Here is a 16,829-nt window from a genome sequence, read left to right as displayed (position 1 = left end):
GACACAGCGAGGCGTGGGCGGGCATGCTGCAAGGCCGCCGGCTCGAACGCCGCGCCCGCGGGTACTGCGGCTATGCCGTGGCAAGCTGCCGGCTTGTGGCGGTCTCAACGGGCCTGTTTCGCAGCCGGTTCCCGCCGCCGGTCGCCCGCCGCCGGTCGCCCGCAGTGTGCCGTCCAGCTCATTCAAAGAACGCTTCCGATGTCCAATCCGTCCGCCACTTCCACACGCATGAGCGCGCCTGAACTGCGCGCGACCGTGTCGCTCGCCGCCATCTTCGCGCTGCGCATGCTCGGTCTCTTCATGATCATGCCGGTGTTCTCGATCTACGCGAAGACCATTCCGGGCGGCGACAACGTGCTGCTGGTGGGCATCGCGCTCGGCGCGTACGGCGTGACCCAGTCGATGCTTTACATCTTCTACGGCTGGGTCTCCGATAAGGTCGGGCGCAAGCCGGTCATCGCCACCGGCCTGCTGATCTTCGCGCTCGGCAGCTTCGTCGCGGCGGGCGCGCACGACATGACGTGGATCATCGTCGGCCGCGTGATCCAGGGGATGGGCGCGGTATCGTCCGCGGTCATCGCGTTCATCGCCGACCTTACTTCCGAAGAGCATCGCACCAAGGCCATGGCAATGGTTGGCGGCAGCATCGGCGTGTCGTTCGCGGTGGCGATCGTCGGCGCGCCGATCGTGTTCCAGTGGGTTGGCATGAGCGGCCTATTCACGCTGGTCGGCATCTTCTCGATCCTCGCGATCGGCGTGGTGCTGTGGGTCGTGCCCGACGCGCCGAGACCGGTGCACGTGCGTGCGCCGTTCGCCGAAGTGCTGCACAACGTCGAGCTGCTGCGCCTGAACTTCGGCGTGCTCGTGCTGCACGCGACGCAAACCGCGCTGTTCCTCGTCGTGCCGCGCATTCTCGAAGCCGGCGGCCTGCCGGTCGCATCGCACTGGAAGGTGTATTTGCCGGTGATGGGCCTGTCTTTCGTGATGATGGTGCCGGCAATCATCGCCGCCGAGAAGCGCGGCAAGATGAAGATCGTGCTGCTGTCCGCGATCGGTCTTATCCTGATCGGACAGTTGTTATTGGGCGTCGCTCCGCATACGATTCTGAGTGTGGCGGCGATCCTTTTCGTGTACTTTCTCGGCTTCAATATTCTCGAAGCGTCGCAGCCTTCGCTGGTGTCGAAACTGGCGCCGGGCACCCGCAAAGGCGCGGCTGCCGGCGTGTACAACACCACCCAGTCGATCGGCCTTGCACTGGGCGGGGTGGTCGGCGGCTGGCTGCTGAAAGTGGACGGTCAAAGCACGGTGTTCCTCACTTGCTCGGGGCTCGTGTTTTGCTGGCTTATAATCGCCGCAAAGATGAAACAGCCGCCGCGCAAGGCATAGTACGCAACACTCGCCGGGCTGTCGCGGCGCACCCGGGAGCACACCCGAATTCATCCAGAACTCACCCGGCGGCGGGCAGAGGCGCTGTTCCGATCTCGGCCTGCGGGGCACGAGACGCAAACCGCGCAGCGCCGCGCCGCCGCAACGGAATCAACAGGAGAAACACATGGCATCCGTGAACAAGGTCATTCTCGTCGGCAATCTCGGAGCCGATCCGGAAGTCCGTTATCTTCCGAGCGGCGACGCAGTGGCGAACATCCGCCTTGCGACGACGGACCGGTACAAGGACAAGGCGTCCGGCGAGATGAAGGAAGCCACCGAGTGGCACCGCGTGTCGTTCTTCGGCCGCCTCGCGGAAATCGTTTCGGAATATCTGAAGAAGGGTTCGTCGGTCTATCTGGAAGGGCGCATCCGCACGCGTAAGTGGCAAGCGCAGGACGGCACCGATCGTTACTCGACCGAAATCGTCGCCGAGCAGATGCAAATGCTGGGTGGCCGCGGCGGCTCGATGGGCGGCGGCGGCGACGAAGGCGGCTATAGCCGCGGCGAGCCGTCGGAGCGTAGCGGCGGCGGCGGTGGTGGCCGCGCGATGTCGTCGGGCGGCGGTGCTTCGCGTGGCGGCAGCGGCGGTGGCGGCGGTTCCAGCCGTCCGAGCGCGCCGGCAGGCGGCGGCTTTGATGAGATGGATGACGATATTCCGTTCTAACAGGCATATCGGCAGCAAGTACAGCAGGCCCCGGGTTCTCCCAACCGTTCAAATGGTTTGGCGAGAATTTCAGGGGCCGTTTTTATTGCTTCTTGCGCTCACCGCTTCAAATGCGTCAGCGCATCTCTCAACGGCTGGCTGGAAATCACAATCGGCCCGGAAAAGGGTGTATCCAGATCGACGATCACATAGATCGCCGAAGCAATCGACACCGCCCCCAGCGAAATGGTGACGAGCGCCAGTGCATTGCGCGGCGCAATCAAGCCGAAGCTCAGAAAAATCACACACAACCAGAACGTGAGCGTCTTGAAGAACGGCTGCGATATCGAGCTATGCGCTTCTTCGATGAGCTTCCACCGCGCGTCCACGACGCGCCGGTATTGCGCCAACGCGTCGTCGAGCGCACCCGCCTCCAGCGAATCCCGCGTTCGCAATTGCCGTAATTGCCGGCCCACGTCGGTCAACATATCGCCAAGCTGGACGTTTTCCAGCCGCTTCGAATCCTGCGGACCGATGTTCTTGGGGTAATCGCCGCTCGGCGCCGGCTCGTGAGGCCAGGTCGACGCGATCGCCGCCGAAGTGTACTGGCGCAACAGGCGGCGCGCTTCGTCGGTATCGTTGCCGAAGTCGCGCAAGGTCGTGTCGAATTCGATCAGATCGGCCGCGTAGCTACGCAGATCGTTCGACGCGGTGTCGAAGCTGGATTTCGCGGAGGCCGTCATCAGGCCGAGCACGAGGGCGGCAAACGTCACCAGCATGCCGATCACCAGCTGGACGAGCTGAACGGTCTCGTGCGCCTTGTGCTCTTCGGGCAGAAGCGGCCGTACCCACACCCCCAGGCTGGTCGCCAAGAGCAGCAGCGCAAAAACCAGTAGAGCCGATCCGACTTCCGCCATAGAAATACTCCGAAGACTGGTGCGTCGTCACTTTCCATCAACTGCCGGGCGCCGCATACCCGGGTAGTCCCGCACCGGAATGCGCGGCGGGAACGGCCCTGCGCTCGCGCCCGTCCTTGATGTATCGCAACCGTATGCGTCATCGACCATAAAGTTTTCTGCTGTGCCGCCGTAGTCCCTCAGTGTGGTGGTTGCTTAAATTCTAGACAAAAGTTGCGGACCTGGCCGGAAGGGTTTGGGCGCAGCACGCGTGGCCGGAACTATCGAGGCACCGGCCGAGCGGCCCATTGGAGACAAGCCCGATGTTGAGAAATCTGTCGATTCGCACCTGCCTTAGCCTGATGATCGTGTTCTTTGGCGTCGTGTTACTGCTCGGCGCCGCCGCGGGCCTACTGTCGCTGCGCTCGAGCAACGCGTCGCTGCAACAGATGTACACCGTCGACACCCCCGCCGTCGCGGACCTCGAAGGCAGCTCCGGCCAGTTGCTGCGCCTGCGTCTCGCGCTCGCGACGTACGCATCGCTGATCGAGCTGAACGATCAGGACGGCGCGAATGCCGTGCTCAAGCGTTTCGATCAGTACCAGAAAGTATCCAACGAACGCATTGCCCACTATATGAGCCGCGCGAGTTCGAACGACGACGAGCAGCGTCTGATCAAGGACATGCAGGCCAAGCGCGACAGCTTCCTGCGCGAAGGCGTCGATCCAGCGCTCGCCGCGCTCAAGTCGGGCGACAGAAACGCATTCAATCAATTGCAGGCGCACAAGCTGCCGTCGCTCTACAGCACGTACGAGAAGGCGATGCTCGCGCTCGAACAGTTGCAGCTCGATCACGGCGCGCAACGCTACCAGGAGGCGCAGGACCTGTTCTACGCGATCTGTATCGCGGTGGCGATCGGCATGGTGGTGTCACTGCTCGGTTCGTTGCTCGGGCGCATGGTGCTGGTGCGCGCGATCGTCAATCCGGTCGACGCGACCATCGCGCAATTCCAGCGCATCGCCAACGGCGACCTGACGAGCCGGATCGACGTCACCAGCGACAACGAAATGGGCCGTCTCGCGGCGGCGCTGCGCAAGATGCAGGAGTCGCTGATCGGGACGGTGAATGCGGTACGTCAAGGCACCGAATCGATCGATACCGGCGTGAGCGAGATTGCGGCCGGCAATGCCGATCTGTCGCAGCGCACCGAAGAGCAGGCCGCGTCGCTCGAGGAAACGGCAGCGAGCATCGAAGAACTCACGTCGACGGTCAAACAGACGGCGGACAACGCGAAGCAGGCGAGTTCGCTCGCGCAGGGCGCGTCGAGCTTGGCCGCGCAGGGCGGCGACCTCACCGAGCAGGTGGTCGGCACGATGCACGGCATCGTCGACGACTCGCGGCGGATTGCCGATATCGTCGGCGTCATCGAAGGGATCGCGTTTCAGACCAACATCCTCGCGCTGAACGCCGCGGTCGAAGCGGCGCGCGCGGGTGAACAGGGACGCGGCTTCGCGGTGGTGGCGAGCGAGGTGCGCTCGCTCGCGCAGCGTAGCGCGGCGGCGGCCAAGGAGATCAAGGGCTTGATCGACGAATCGACGGCGCGAGTGGAGGCGGGCTCGCAACTGGTCGAACGCTCGGGCTCGACGATGGCCGAGATCGTCGACGCGATTGCGCGCGTGAGTTCGATCATGGGCGAGATCGCGGCGGCGGCGATTGAACAGAGCACCGGCATCGATCAGGTCAATCTCGCGGTCGCGCAAATGGACGAGGTGACGCAGCAGAACGCCGCGCTGGTCGAGCAGGCTGCGGCGGCGGCCAGTTCGCTGGAAGATCAGGCGCGGCGGTTGTCGTCGGCGGTGGCGGTGTTCCAAACGGGGAGCGGCTCCGCGGCGGTCGGCGCCGCGGGCGCGCGACGCCGGGACGCTTCCGCTGCAGCGTCGAAGCGCGATGACGCGGGCGAGTTCTTGGCGGCGTGACTTCGAATCCCGTTCGTTGACGCTCGTTCATCGAGGCCGTTCGGTTCAGGCCCATAGCGCACGGCGGCGCGCAGCGTCTTCGAAAACGACGACGGGCACCGCGCATTCGAGCGCAGCGTCATTGCATGGCAGCGTAATACCTGGCGAGGCCATCTATCTCCGCCGAGGTCAACTGCCGCGCCACATTGCGCATCTGCTCGTTGATGTCGTTGCGCCGCGCGCCGGAAGCGAACGCGCGCATCTGTTCGGCGAGATAAGCCGACGACTGCCCGCCCAGCCATGGTGTCGCGCCTTTGCGATCGAGCTCTCCATGACAGGCTGCGCAAGGCGCGATATTGCGCTGTGGATCGCCTTGCATGGCCAGCTTCACCGCGTTCGCATCCGGCTCTTCGCCGACGCGTCGCGTCTCGGCGCCGGAACCTCTCGTCAGCGACGTGTAGTAAGCCGCGAGATCCTGCAGATCCTGATCGCTGCGCCCCGCGATGATCGCCTGCATCACCGCGTTTTGCCGCCGCCCGCTCTGGTAGTCGCGCAATTCCTTATAGACCGCATCGCCGTACTGTCCGGCCAACCCGGGGGCAGTGACCTGCGGCGTGCCGAGCACACCGTGGCACATCGAGCAGTGCTGCGTCGCGATCGTCGCGCCGCGGCCGATCGAATCCGCTGCCAAGCGCGTCGGGTGCCACGGCGGCAACACGACCACCTCGCTCGGCACCGGACTGCCTGCGCTCGCACCGCTATACCAGTTCGACGGCGCGCCGGCGGCGCCGCAGATCGTCGCCCATAAGCCGCGATCGCCGAAGGCACTGCTCGCCGACGGCAGCCAGATGAAACCGATCAGTATTCCTACGATCGCAATCGCGATCGTGCCGCCCACGCTCCAGGTGAACCACGGGTTACGCAAGCTGAAGACGCGTTCCTCACTCATCGCTGCGCTCCGATGACGACCGCCGGCACCGACGTCTGCGGCAGTCTGAGCAACTGTACGATCGGCACGCTGTAATTGACGACCGTCAGGCCGATCATCAGCGCGACCCACAAGCCGAAGCTATTGAGCGCGGCCGGCACACGGTCGACCGGCTGCACCGCGCTCGCGAAACGGAACGCCTGCGGTTGCACCGCCGGCCCGAATTGAGACTTCGCGAGGATGTAGACGAACAGCACGCCCGAGGCAACGAGGACGAGGCCGCCCACCGCCGACACGCTCACCCAGAACGCCTGGCCCTGAATGCCGGTCATCGTGTAGTCGTAATAGGCCATGCGGCGTGGCGCGCCGAGCAGTCCGACGTAATGCCACGGCAGCGTCACCATCATCATGCCGATGAACCACAGCCACAATTGCGTGCGCACGAGCTTCACCGAGACGATCGCGCGGTGGGTCAATTGCGGCCACAGTTCATACGCGATCGCGAAGTACATGATGACGATCGCGCCGCCGAAAATCAGGTGGAAGTGGCCGGTCACCCACTGCGTGTTGTGGACCGTCGAGTTCAGCTGATAGCTCATGTTGATCAGCCCGCCCGCGCCGCCGAACCCCAGCATGACGAACGAGAACGCGATCACCAGCATCATCGGATTGCGCCACGGCAACGCGGTGAGCCAGCCGAACGCACCCTTGCCGCCGCGCAGCCTGCCGGCGATTTCCACCGACGCGCAGATCGTGAACACGGTCAGCAGCGTCGGCACCGACACCATGCCGGTGAACACCGCGTGCAGGAACTTGAAGCCGGAGCCGACCTGCGGATCGACGAACAGGTGATGGATGCCGATCGGCATCGCGAACACGAGGAACAGAATGAACGACACGCGCGCCATCGAATCGCTATACAGCCGTCCGCCGATCGCGCGCGGCACCAGCGTGTAGTACGCGATATACGCCGGAATCAGCCAGAAGTAGACGATCGCATGCAGCGTCCACGAGAACAGGACGCGCGAGAGGCCGGCATCGATGGTTCGCGTGAGGCCGAAGGCGACGGGCAGGATCTGGAACAGGATCTCGGCCGCCGCGCCGACGGCGGTCCACGCCCACAGATACGCGCCCGCCACGTTGGCGAACATCGCGAGCGGCACCGCCTTGCCGGGATTCGCGCGTTTCCAGATGCGCAGGTTCACGTGCATCAGCGCGACCCAGATCCACGAGCCGACCACCACCAGCACCACGCCGAGGTAGTAGAACGGGCTGCCGATCATCGGCGGATAGAATGTGTAGAGCACCGAGGCCGTGCCGAGTGCGACCGGCACCATCGCCATGACGGCGCCGGCTGCCAGCATGATGAGCGCAGCCCATGCCCATTTGAGGCCGGCGAGGCGCTGCGCGAGCGCGAGCTCGACGATCGCATAGCCGAAGCCCATCGACACCAGCGTGGGCATCACATAGGCCATCACCGTGCCGTGCGCGGTCACCGATCGATAGTACAACTCGGGGTCGCCGATCCACGGCACGAGCGGGCTGCGCACAAGCATCTGCCAGGCGCCGAGGAACAGCGCGATCAGAAACGTGATGAAGGCGAGCCAGAAATGCGCGAGAACGAGTCGCTTAGCGTGAAACACAGCTCAGCCTCCGTGATTGTCGGGCCTGCTCGAAGAAGGCGGCTTTGTCGATCACTTTCACATGCGCCCACATGGTTTGATGGCCGAAGCCGCAGAATTCGTGGCACGGCATGGTGTGATCGGCGGGCTGGTCGAACTGGGTGTTCAGCGTGGCGACGTAGCCGGGCACGACCATCGTGTTGATGTTGGTGTCGGTGACGAGCAGGCCGTGCAAGACGTCGGCGCTGGTGGTGCGGATCGTGATCGGCGTGTCGGCGGGTACCAGCAGGCATTGTGGCGTGAACGAGTACTGCTGCGCGATGAAGCGCACGATCACCGAGCCGTCCGGCTGCACCGCGCTGCCGAGATTGTCTTCGACGAATTCGCCGGACAGTTGCAAGCGCGCCGGGTCGATCGTTTCGACGCGCGACGGCGGCATCATCGCCCAATGCAGGCCGGAAAAGACGATCACCGCCAGCATCAGCACGATCAGCCCGACCGCGAAAATCGCCCAGCGTCGCTCGGCGCGCAACGCGACCGCGTGGCCGCTCTCCGGTTGAGGGTTGGAATCGGTCGACATGGTCAGTGAATGATGCCGCGCGGCAGGAACGCGAAAAAGTAGAAGCCGAACCAGATCGCCATGACGATCAGCGTCGCGACGCCGGCGAGCGCAACCGCGCCATGCGGACCGGCCGCGACGACGCGCTCCACTTCGTCATCGGTGGGCGGGGCCGCGCTGTGGGTGTCGTTCGCTTCCATCTCGATGGTTCTCCGGTGCGGCGCCTCAATGCAGCGGCGCCTTACGCAATTCGTTGACCTCGCGGGCCGTCACCGGCTGGCCGTGATTGCCCCATGCCGTGCGGATAAAGGTGACGACGGCCGCCGCTTCGACGTCGTTGAGTTCCTGACCGAACGGCGGCATGCCATATGGCTGCGGATTGCGCTTCGTGCCTGGCGGGAAGCCGCCGTTGAGCACGATGCGGATCGGATTGACCGCCGAATTCATTTCGATCGACTGGTTGCCAGCGAGCGGCGGATAGTGCGGCAACTGGCCTTCGCCGTTGGCGCCGTGGCACAGCGCGCACTTGTCGGCGTAGATCTGTTTGCCGAGGGCGAACGTCTTGGGATCGGCTTGCGCGGACGGGCCGGTCTTGCGGCCGCGATTGTCCGGCAGCGACTTCAGATACACGGCCATCGCGCGGACGTCTTCATCCGACAGATGCTGCAGGCTGTGATAGGTGACTTCCGCCATCGGGCCGTACACGGCGCCACGCGCGGAGACGCCGGTCTGCAACAGGTCGACGATGTCCTGAATGCTCCAGTCGCCGAGACCGCCGTCCTTGTCCGATGTCAGCGACGGCGCGTACCAGTTCTGCACCGGAATCAGGCCACCGGCGAACTGATCGCGCTGCGACGAACCGCCGAGCATGTTGATCTTGGTGTGGCACATCGAACAGTGCCCGAGCCCTTCGACCAGATACGCGCCGCGATTCCATTCGACCGACTTGGTCGGGTCGGGCTTGAACTCGCCCTCGTGGAAATACAGCGTGCGCCAGCCGTATAGCAGTTCGCGCTTGTTGAACGGGAAGCGCAGCGTGTGCTTGCGGTTGGGCTCGCGCACCGGCTCGACGGTGCGCAGGAACGCGAAGATCGCGTCCGAGTCTTCGCGCGTGACCTTCGTGTACTGGGCGATCGGCATGGCGGGGTAAATCAGCGTGCCGTCCGGTTTGCGGCCGGTGCGCATCATCTTGAAGAACGCTTCCTCGCTCCACGTGCCGATGCCGTATTGCGCATCCGGTGTGATGTTCGGCGAAAACAGCGTGCCGAACGGCGTTTCCATCGCGAGGCCGCCGGCGAACAGCTTGCCGCGCGGCGCGGTGTGACAGGCGATGCAGTCGCCGGCGCGCGCCAGATATTCGCCGCGTTGGACGATCTCGGGGCGTGTATCGGGGGCGCCGCCGTGCGTCGCTGCGGTCGATGGCGAGGCGGTCGGGGTGGCCGGCGCGGTATCGGCGGCGCGCGCCTCGGAGATCAGTGGCGCATGCAGGGCATGAAGGAAGAGGGCGCAGCCGGTCGCGATGAGGGCGGCGCTTAGCGTGCCCGAGGTGAATGACGAGGCCGTGCGGTGAGCTTGCGTCGGAGCGCGGGCAACGGCGCGCAAAACGGCGCGGGAATCGCGGCCAGAAGCGCCACCAAAAACCGCATCCCGCAGCCGCCCCCAACCCTGCGAACAAAGTATCGGCTTCATTGTGGTTGGCTCCCGCATGCTAGAGGCAGCCGCTCAGCGGACGCCGGTGCGGGCCGCGGATCGTCCGGCCGCGGTTGGCGGGACAGCCAGCTCGATACCGCGGTGATGTCGCGATCGCTCAGCTTGACCGCGATCGAATGCATGCAGTCCGGCGCGAGCGCTCGACGCGAGCCCGAGCGCCACGTGCCCATCTGCCCGGCGATGTAGCTCGCATGCAAGCCAAGCAGGCCGGGAATGCCCGGCTGCGTGCCGGTCATGCGCGCGCCGTGGCAGGCGATGCACGCCGGTATGCCGCGCGCCGGGTCGCCGTGCATGACCAGTCGTTCGCCGGCCGCGAGCACCTTGGGCGAGACGTCGGTGTGATCGGCGTCGGGAAAGGGCGGTTGCAGATCGGCGAAGTACTGGCTGATCTGGCGCAGATAGTCGTCGGGCAGGAAGGCGAGCAGATAGCCCATCGGGGGATAAGTGCGGCCGCCGTCGCGAAAGGCGGTCAACTGATTGAACAGATAGTCGGCCGGTTTGCCGGCGATGCGCGGAAAGTAGTCGTTGTTGCGGCCTTGGCCCTGCACGCCGTGACACGAGGTGCAGGCGCGCATGCGCTCGGCCATCGCGGAAGGCATCGCGCTGGACGTATCGGTGGCCGCGAGCGCCGCGCCACTCCACACGACATGAAGCACGAACAGAACCGAAGATCCGATAGTTCTACGATGCACGCCAAGCCTCGTTGGGAGCGTTCTGCTTCTCGATTTGTTTGTCACGCGTTCGTTCGTGGATTCATGCGCGAATCTGACGCACGACGCATCGCGGGTCTGCCAGTTGTTTTGCTTTTTTTCTTATAACGACTGCATTACGGCGAATCGAAACGGACTTATTCGGATGACGAAGCGTTGATGCTGTACGGCGATACAAATGTTTGGCGAAAACGATAATCTGCGCTGAATGCGCGGCGGGACTGCGGTTTCCGGGCCGCGAGAAAGGACGTTTGAAACGTCAGGCAGCGTGTAGCAGGGTGCAGGAATTTATCCGACGCGTCAATAGCCGAAAAAACCTCGAATTGATCTATATCAAACCATCATAGGCGTCGGCTAAAACGCTTTCAAATGGGATTGCGCACGCATCCGTATCGACGCCGTCACGCGAACAGGCGCATCAAGGCCGTGCGTGCATTGCTGACCAGTTCGCTTTCGCCGAGTCGTCCGGGCAGCAGATGAAACTCCACGGCCGGCAACGCAGGCAGTCCGACGTTGGTGGGACAGGCCAGGAGACCGCCGCCGATCGACGATTCGTTCAGACAGGAAATGCCGAGCCCGGCCTTCAATGCCAGCTGCAAGCCCGCCACGCCCGACGCGGAATGCGAGATCAGATACGGCACCTTGTGCTCGTCGAGCAGCTTCACGACGAAACGCTGCAACTGGCAGCTCGACGGCAGCAGTACCAGTTGATACGGCGCGGCCGGCCGTTGCTGGGCATCGGCGGCGCACACCCATAGCAGTTTCTCGCGCCGCACCACGGTGCTCGGCGCGCCGCTGCGCCGGCCGGCGGCGCGCGGGTTGCCGGTCACGAGCCGTAGCGAGAGGCCAATGTCGAACGACGCGTCGTCATCGGCCTTGCTGTCGATCACGGCGCTCGGCAACACGGTGACGTGCAGCTTCAGCCGTGGATGCTGTTCGGAGAACGCTTTGAGAATGCGCGCAATGTCGTGCGGCCGGTAGTAGTCCGTGATCGCGATGCGCAGCTCGCCGTCGAGCGAGCGGCCTTGCAGGTCTTCGAACGCCGCTTCGCTCATCGCGATGATGCGTCTCGCATGATCGAGCAGGCGGCTGCCGGCGGGCGTAGCGCTCACGCCCTGCTTGCTGCGCAGGAACAGTGGCTGGCCGGCGCGCTCCTCGAGTTTTTTCAACTGCTCGCTCACCGACGATTGCGACAGGAAAACACGCTCCGCGCCCGCCGAAACGCTGCCCGATTCCGCAACGGCGACGAAAGTGCGCAACTGGGTGAGGTCGAATCCGCGTTGGCTCATGATTCGGTATATCCGATAGAAGACATCTGAATTTCCGGCTTTTCCGATGGAAAGCCCAGCCGTAGGATACCGCCAAAGATCATTGCGGAGGGGTGTCATGGGAAACAGGTCGATTGCGGTTGCAGGCGGGACCCACGAGCGTGGCGCGAATCACCGGTGGAAGGTGCTCGGGGTCGGATTTGCCGCGAACGCGAGCTTTTCCGCCGCGTTTTCGGGTATTCCGACGACCGCGGTGTTTCTGCGCTCGGGCTATCACCTCGGCAATGACGGACTGGGACTGGTGCTCGGCATGCTCGGCCTCGGCATTGCGATCAGCGAGTTGCCGTGGGGCCTGTTGACCGACCGTTGGGGCGACCGCCGTGTGCTGCTGCTCGGGCTGCTGTCGACCGCCGCCGCGCTCGCCGGCCTCGCCTTGTTCGTCGCGCCGAGCGGCGCCCATGTGCCCAGCGTGACGATGCTCGCGCTCGGGCTGCTGCTGGTCGGCCTGCTGGGCGGCAGCGTCAACGGATCGAGCGGCCGCGCGGTGATGGCGTGGTTTCGCGAGGGCGAGCGTGGGCTGGCGATGAGCATCCGTCAGACCGCCGTGCCCGCGGGCGGAGGGATCGGCGCGTTGATGCTGCCGGCGCTCGCGTCGCGATTCGGTTTTGCGAGCGCTTATACCGTGCTGGCTCTCGCGTGTGCTGTCACGGCGCTGTTCGCATGGCGCTGGCTGCACGAGCCGCCGCGTGCGCACGCTGAGGCAGCGGAGGGCTGGCCCGCTCCCCGGTTGCTTCGGCCGACCCGGCAGGCGCATGGTGCAGGTGCAGGTGCGCTCGCTTCGGGGGCGCACGGCTCGATGCCCGCGGTCGGCACTGCGAGGCGCGGCAAGACTGCGGCGGCCGACGCCCCTGCGAAAGTCTCGCCGTTACGCGACGTCGGCATCTGGCGGGTCGCGCTAGGCGCCGGCGTGCTGTGCGTGCCGCAACTCGCCGTCGTCACGTTCGGCACCGTGTTTCTGCATGATTACGGCCACGCGGGCGTGCTGGCGATCAGCGTGACGATGGCCGCCGTGCAAACGGGCGCAGCGATCGCGCGGGTCTGGAGCGGCAGTTGGACCGATCGGCGTGGCAATCGCCGGGCTTACATGCGCGCGTGCAGCTTGCTGACCGCGATGCTGTTCGCGTCGCTGGCGCTGGCGACGGGGCTCGCCGGCCCGCATCACACGGCGATCACTACGCTGTTCGCGCTGATGGTCGTGCTGGGCGGCGTAAGCGCGTCGGCATGGCACGGCGTCGCCTTCACGGAACTCGCCACGCTGGCTGGGACGAACCGCGCGGGCACGGCGCTGGCGATCGGCAACACCTGCGTGTTTCTCACACTCTTTCTGACGCCGCTCGGGATTCCGCCGCTATTGTCCGTGGGTTCGTGGCCGATGGTGTGGGCGGTGGCGAGTGCGTGCGCGCTGCTCGCGTTGCCCGTTTTCCCGCGCGCGATGCCGAGGTCCAGGGCGGCGGCGGGGGCTTGCGATGCAATCCGGTAGTCGAACCGTTGCCTTTTAACAGAACAAACACAGAAAAAGCACAGAAAAAGCGATATGCCAATGCCGGACTGATTCAGCCCGGATAATTAATTTTGATCTATTTCATAAGGACAAAAATAGACCATTTATTTTTACATGATTCGGAATGCTCTGATTTTTGCGGAATTTTAGTGATGATTTTATGGGCGCCTTAGCGCATGACGTCGTCGTCATGCGCTAAGTCAAAGCGCGCTGTGCGCTCAGAGTGTCTGGCGCGCGAGCCAATCATTCCTACAACGAACGAGCTAAATTCCCGTGCATCTGCGAATCATTCTGGCAGACGATCATCCGTTCGTGCTGCTCGGCTACCGGGCGATGCTGGCAACCCAGGCCGGCGTCACGATCGCCGGCGAGGCGCACACGCCTCGGGCGCTGATTGAACTGCTGCAGCGCGTCCCTTGTGATGTGCTCGTGACCGACCTCTTCATGCCGGACGCCGACGGCGCCCCCGAAGACGATCTCGCCCTGATGCGGCGGATTCGCCGCGACTGGCCGCAGTTGCGCGTCGTCGTGGTCACGACGCTGACGGACCCTTCGGTCCTGCGCGCGGTCGCGGCGGACGACGCGGTGAGCGCGCTTGGTAAAGCCGAGTCGATGGACACGCTCTGGCAGGCGATCGAAGCCAGCGCAAACGGTGCGCGCTACCTCGGCCGCTCTATCGCGGACCCACTCGCGTGCCCGCAGAACGACGAGCGCACGTCGCTCCCGGCAGTCCGTCTGTCATGGCGACAGACGGAGGTCGTCAAGCGGCTTGTCAGAGGGCAGTCTATCGCCGAGATAGCGGAGGCGCTCGGTTGTCATCGCCGTACGGTTAGCCGGCAAAAGCGCGCAGCGATGACGAAGCTCGGCGTCACCAACAACCCGGGTCTATTTTCGCGCCTGTACGCATGCGGCATTGTTGAAATTGATTCGCACATTTAAGCATTGTCCCTGGCCAATTGACTAAGGTTATTTCGGAACGCTCTTATGTTTATCGGCGCAAAAATATTCAAATATGGTGATCGAGCCGGTTGCGTCGTAGAAAGCGGCACAAATACAAAATACCGAGGAGCAGCAGACGATGAACGACACCGCTGAGGCGAGCGCACCGGTTCGAGCCATCATAGCGGACGACCATCCACTGGTTCTGCTGGCAATCGAAAATCTCGTGCGCACTTATCCGAACATGCAAATCGTCGGACGCGCCGCCGACGCCACCGAACTCTTCCTGCAAGTCGATCGCGGCCCATGCGACCTGGTGCTGATGGATCTCTACATGCCGGGCAATATCGACGGTAGCGGGCTCGATGTCGTCAAGCAGTTCAAAACGCGTTATCCCGATGTCGCGCTCATCGTCCTCACCATGGAAACCGAGGCGGCCGCGCTGCAGAGCGTGATCGCGCTCGGGGTCGACGGACTCGTGAGCAAGCGCGACCGGATCGATCTGATTCACGTGGCGGTCGTCACGGCGCTCGCGCGCGAGTGTTATGTCGGACCGGCGGTGCGCACGCTGATTGCCGAAGCAACGGTGACCCAGCGGCTCGACCTCGTTCGCAGTGCGTTATCGCGTCGTGAACTCGAGGTGTTCGTGCAGTACGCGTCGGGATTCGCCGTCAGTGAAATCGCCGCGCGCCTGGGGCGCAGCGTCAAGACGATCAGCGCGCAGAAATGCACGGCGATGCGCAAGCTTTCGTTGCGCAGTGACGCCGAACTGTTTCGCTTCGCCGCCGAGCACGGCGTCATTTCCGCGTGGCGTGGTCAAAGCCGCTGAAAGGTCATGAAGATGCGACTAAAGCCACTGGCAATCCAGTGACGCGCCATGCCGTCGCATGGCGAACAGCACAAGTGTTGACACAGCCCGGGGAAGCACAGCGCGTGCGGGCAGTGTCAGTCGACAAAGACAACAACAAAATGACACACAAGATCCGCGTCATCGTGGCCGACGATCATGAATGCATTCGCGTCGGCGTCAAATATCTGCTGCAGGCGAGGCCCAATATCGAAGTGGTCGGCGAGGCGGCCGACACCCATGGCCTGGCTGTCCTGCTCGATGCCTGCGCGTGCGACGTCGTCGTCTCGGACATCGCCATGCCGGGGATCGACGGAAGCAGCAACGCGGTGCCGTTTCTGCGCCGGCTGCTGCGGCGCCGGCCGCATCCGCATGTCGTCGCGCTGACCATGGTCGGCAATGGTCACCTGTTGTCCGGACTGCAAAGCATCGGCGTGAGCGGAATAATCGACAAGCGCGACGCGGCTCAAACGCTGGTCGATGCCATCGCTGTCGTGGTTTCCGGCCGCGTTCATTTGTCGGAGCAGGTGCGTGTCGCACTGAACGTCGCACAGCGGGCGCCGCACCTTTACGCCAATGCGCTGAGCGCGCGGGAATGGGAAGTCTTCCAGCTCTATGCGCAGGGCCTCGCGGTTCATGAAATCGCCGAACGCCTGCAGCGCAGCGGCAAGACCATCAGCACGCAAAAACGCAGCGCGATGCGCAAGCTCGGATTGGAAACGGAAGACGATTTAGTCGAATACGCAAGGCAAATCGGCGTGATCTGACATTGCTTGACTTTTGAATAACATTGATGATTAAAGGGCAGTAGATTTAAGAATTTTCTGATTCGTATAACAACCCCCGAATTCAATAATTCTGAATTGACTGAGGCGTTATTGCTTGCCTACCTGACGGCGACTCGTATTTCGTTGTCCAGGAAGTAACGGGCCTTAGACAGTTCAGAGCAGAGGTCCGGTGCAATCATGCGGTGCGTCTGCCTCGTACAGAGAAAAAATGGGAGGGGCGGATGGTCACGCTGGGTAAGCGGTTGTGGGTGGAGGGAGTGGGAACGGCGTGGCTGGTGTTCGTTGGATGCGGCAGCACCGTGCTGGATACCAGCGTGATCCTGCAGGGCTATGGCAGCCTGGACGTGTCGCTGGCGTTCGGCCTTGCATTCGCCACGGCCGGCTATGCGTTCGGTGGCATTTCAGGGGCGCATTTCAATCCCGCCGTCACTGTAGGCTTCACGGTCGCCCAGCGTTTTCCGGTGCGTGATCTGTTGCCCTACATTGCCGCGCAGGTTGTTGGCGCAATCTCCGCGGCGGCGCTCCTCGTGTACGTGGCGAGCGGCCGCCCCGGCTTCGATCCGGGCGCAAGCGAATTCGCCGCGAATGGCTTCGGCGCCCATTCTCCCGCCGACTATCAACTGCACTCGGCGCTGGCCATCGAATTCGTGCTGTCGTTCGCGTTCGTCATGGTGTGCCTGCTGATCGTCGACCGAAAGAACCTCGCGCCGATTGCTCCGCTGATTGTCGGCGCGTGTCTGACGCTTGTTTATCTGGTGTCGATCCCGGTGACCAACGGCTCGGTCAATCCCGCCCGTTCCACGGCTCAGGCGCTGTTCGTCGGCAACTGGGCGCTGGACCAACTCTGGGTGTTCTGGGCCGCGCCGCTGTCGGGCGGCGTCGTTGCCGGCGTGCTGTTTTCGTTCCTGAATGGCGACACCGATCCCTCCGCGGCGACGCTAGCCGACGGTCCTGGCGACGCAGCGTGAGGTTAGC

General features: G+C 63.9%; 16 protein-coding genes. 8 read left to right on the top strand and 8 right to left on the bottom strand.

What is annotated here, in order from left to right; translation table 11 throughout:
• Positions 1–198 precede the first annotated feature (198 nt).
• Entirely contained in the window at positions 199–1,386 is a 1,188-nt protein-coding gene (locus HV770_RS25340) for an MFS transporter (RefSeq protein WP_175164136.1), read from the top strand.
• Positions 1,387–1,552: 166 nt separating this feature from the next.
• On the top strand, positions 1,553–2,092 hold the full coding sequence (locus HV770_RS25335) for a single-stranded DNA-binding protein (protein WP_175164134.1): 540 nt from the start codon (positions 1,553–1,555) through the stop codon (positions 2,090–2,092).
• A gap of 98 nt (positions 2,093–2,190) precedes the next feature.
• On the opposite strand, the gene HV770_RS25330 is transcribed toward HV770_RS25335, so the two are convergent.
• Positions 2,191–2,988, bottom strand: coding sequence for a bestrophin-like domain (locus tag HV770_RS25330; RefSeq protein ID WP_175164132.1), 798 nt, complete (start codon positions 2,986–2,988; stop codon positions 2,191–2,193).
• A 302-nt stretch (positions 2,989–3,290) separates the two neighbouring features.
• On the opposite strand from HV770_RS25330, the gene HV770_RS25325 reads away from it, so the two are divergent.
• A complete protein-coding gene (locus HV770_RS25325; RefSeq protein WP_175164130.1) occupies positions 3,291–4,943 on the top strand; it encodes a methyl-accepting chemotaxis protein in 1,653 nt (550 codons plus the stop codon).
• Positions 4,944–5,061: 118 nt separating this feature from the next.
• Here the strand turns inward: HV770_RS25325 and HV770_RS25320 are convergent, their stop codons facing one another.
• The 7 genes from HV770_RS25320 to HV770_RS25290 all read right to left on the bottom strand — a co-directional run bounded on the left by HV770_RS25320 (position 5,062) and on the right by HV770_RS25290 (position 11,740).
• Positions 5,062–5,871 (bottom strand): c-type cytochrome, encoded by an 810-nt coding sequence (locus tag HV770_RS25320; protein ID WP_175164128.1) that lies wholly within the window; start codon positions 5,869–5,871, stop codon positions 5,062–5,064.
• Positions 5,868–7,493 carry a b(o/a)3-type cytochrome-c oxidase subunit 1 gene (locus tag HV770_RS25315; RefSeq protein WP_175164125.1) on the bottom strand — a complete coding sequence of 542 codons (1,626 nt, stop codon included), beginning with the start codon at positions 7,491–7,493 and terminating at the stop codon, positions 5,868–5,870. Before HV770_RS25315 ends, HV770_RS25320 begins: the two co-directional genes overlap by 4 nt.
• Complete coding sequence (locus HV770_RS25310; protein WP_175164123.1) at positions 7,480–8,052, bottom strand: cupredoxin domain-containing protein; 573 nt, start codon at positions 8,050–8,052, stop codon at positions 7,480–7,482. The genes HV770_RS25315 and HV770_RS25310 overlap by 14 nt, the downstream gene beginning before the upstream one ends.
• A 2-nt stretch (positions 8,053–8,054) precedes the next feature.
• Positions 8,055–8,231, bottom strand: a complete 177-nt coding sequence (locus HV770_RS25305) for a hypothetical protein (protein ID WP_168670655.1) — start codon at positions 8,229–8,231, stop codon at positions 8,055–8,057.
• Positions 8,232–8,256: 25 nt separating this feature from the next.
• On the bottom strand, positions 8,257–9,720 hold the full coding sequence (locus HV770_RS25300; protein ID WP_246291155.1) for a c-type cytochrome: 1,464 nt from the start codon (positions 9,718–9,720) through the stop codon (positions 8,257–8,259).
• Entirely contained in the window at positions 9,717–10,433 is a 717-nt protein-coding gene (locus HV770_RS25295) for a c-type cytochrome (RefSeq protein WP_175164121.1), read from the bottom strand. The genes HV770_RS25300 and HV770_RS25295 overlap by 4 nt, the downstream gene beginning before the upstream one ends.
• A 419-nt stretch (positions 10,434–10,852) precedes the next feature.
• Entirely contained in the window at positions 10,853–11,740 is an 888-nt protein-coding gene (locus tag HV770_RS25290) for a LysR family transcriptional regulator (protein WP_175164119.1), read from the bottom strand.
• A 97-nt stretch (positions 11,741–11,837) separates the two neighbouring features.
• Here HV770_RS25290 and HV770_RS25285 point away from each other — a divergent pair, with 97 nt between their 5' ends.
• The 5 genes from HV770_RS25285 to aqpZ all read left to right on the top strand — a co-directional run bounded on the left by HV770_RS25285 (position 11,838) and on the right by aqpZ (position 16,822).
• The gene (locus HV770_RS25285; protein WP_175164116.1) at positions 11,838–13,259 is read left to right on the top strand and encodes an MFS transporter; all 1,422 of its coding nucleotides are present in this window, start codon (positions 11,838–11,840) and stop codon (positions 13,257–13,259) included.
• Between the two features lie 333 nt (positions 13,260–13,592).
• Positions 13,593–14,219, top strand: coding sequence for a response regulator (locus HV770_RS25280; protein WP_343048333.1), 627 nt, complete (start codon positions 13,593–13,595; stop codon positions 14,217–14,219).
• A 139-nt stretch (positions 14,220–14,358) separates the two neighbouring features.
• Entirely contained in the window at positions 14,359–15,048 is a 690-nt protein-coding gene (locus tag HV770_RS25275; protein WP_175164112.1) for a response regulator, read from the top strand.
• Positions 15,049–15,188: 140 nt separating this feature from the next.
• On the top strand, positions 15,189–15,833 hold the full coding sequence (locus HV770_RS25270; protein WP_175164110.1) for a response regulator: 645 nt from the start codon (positions 15,189–15,191) through the stop codon (positions 15,831–15,833).
• A gap of 242 nt (positions 15,834–16,075) precedes the next feature.
• Positions 16,076–16,822 (top strand): aquaporin Z, encoded by a 747-nt coding sequence (gene aqpZ / locus HV770_RS25265; RefSeq protein WP_175164108.1) that lies wholly within the window; start codon positions 16,076–16,078, stop codon positions 16,820–16,822.
• Positions 16,823–16,829: the final 7 nt, after the last annotated feature.

The organism is Paraburkholderia fynbosensis (genome assembly GCF_902859935.1).
Taxonomy (GTDB): domain Bacteria; phylum Pseudomonadota; class Gammaproteobacteria; order Burkholderiales; family Burkholderiaceae; genus Paraburkholderia; species Paraburkholderia fynbosensis.
The sequence above is the reverse complement of the archived record's forward strand: the minus strand, read 5'-3'. Positions and strand labels throughout refer to the sequence as shown.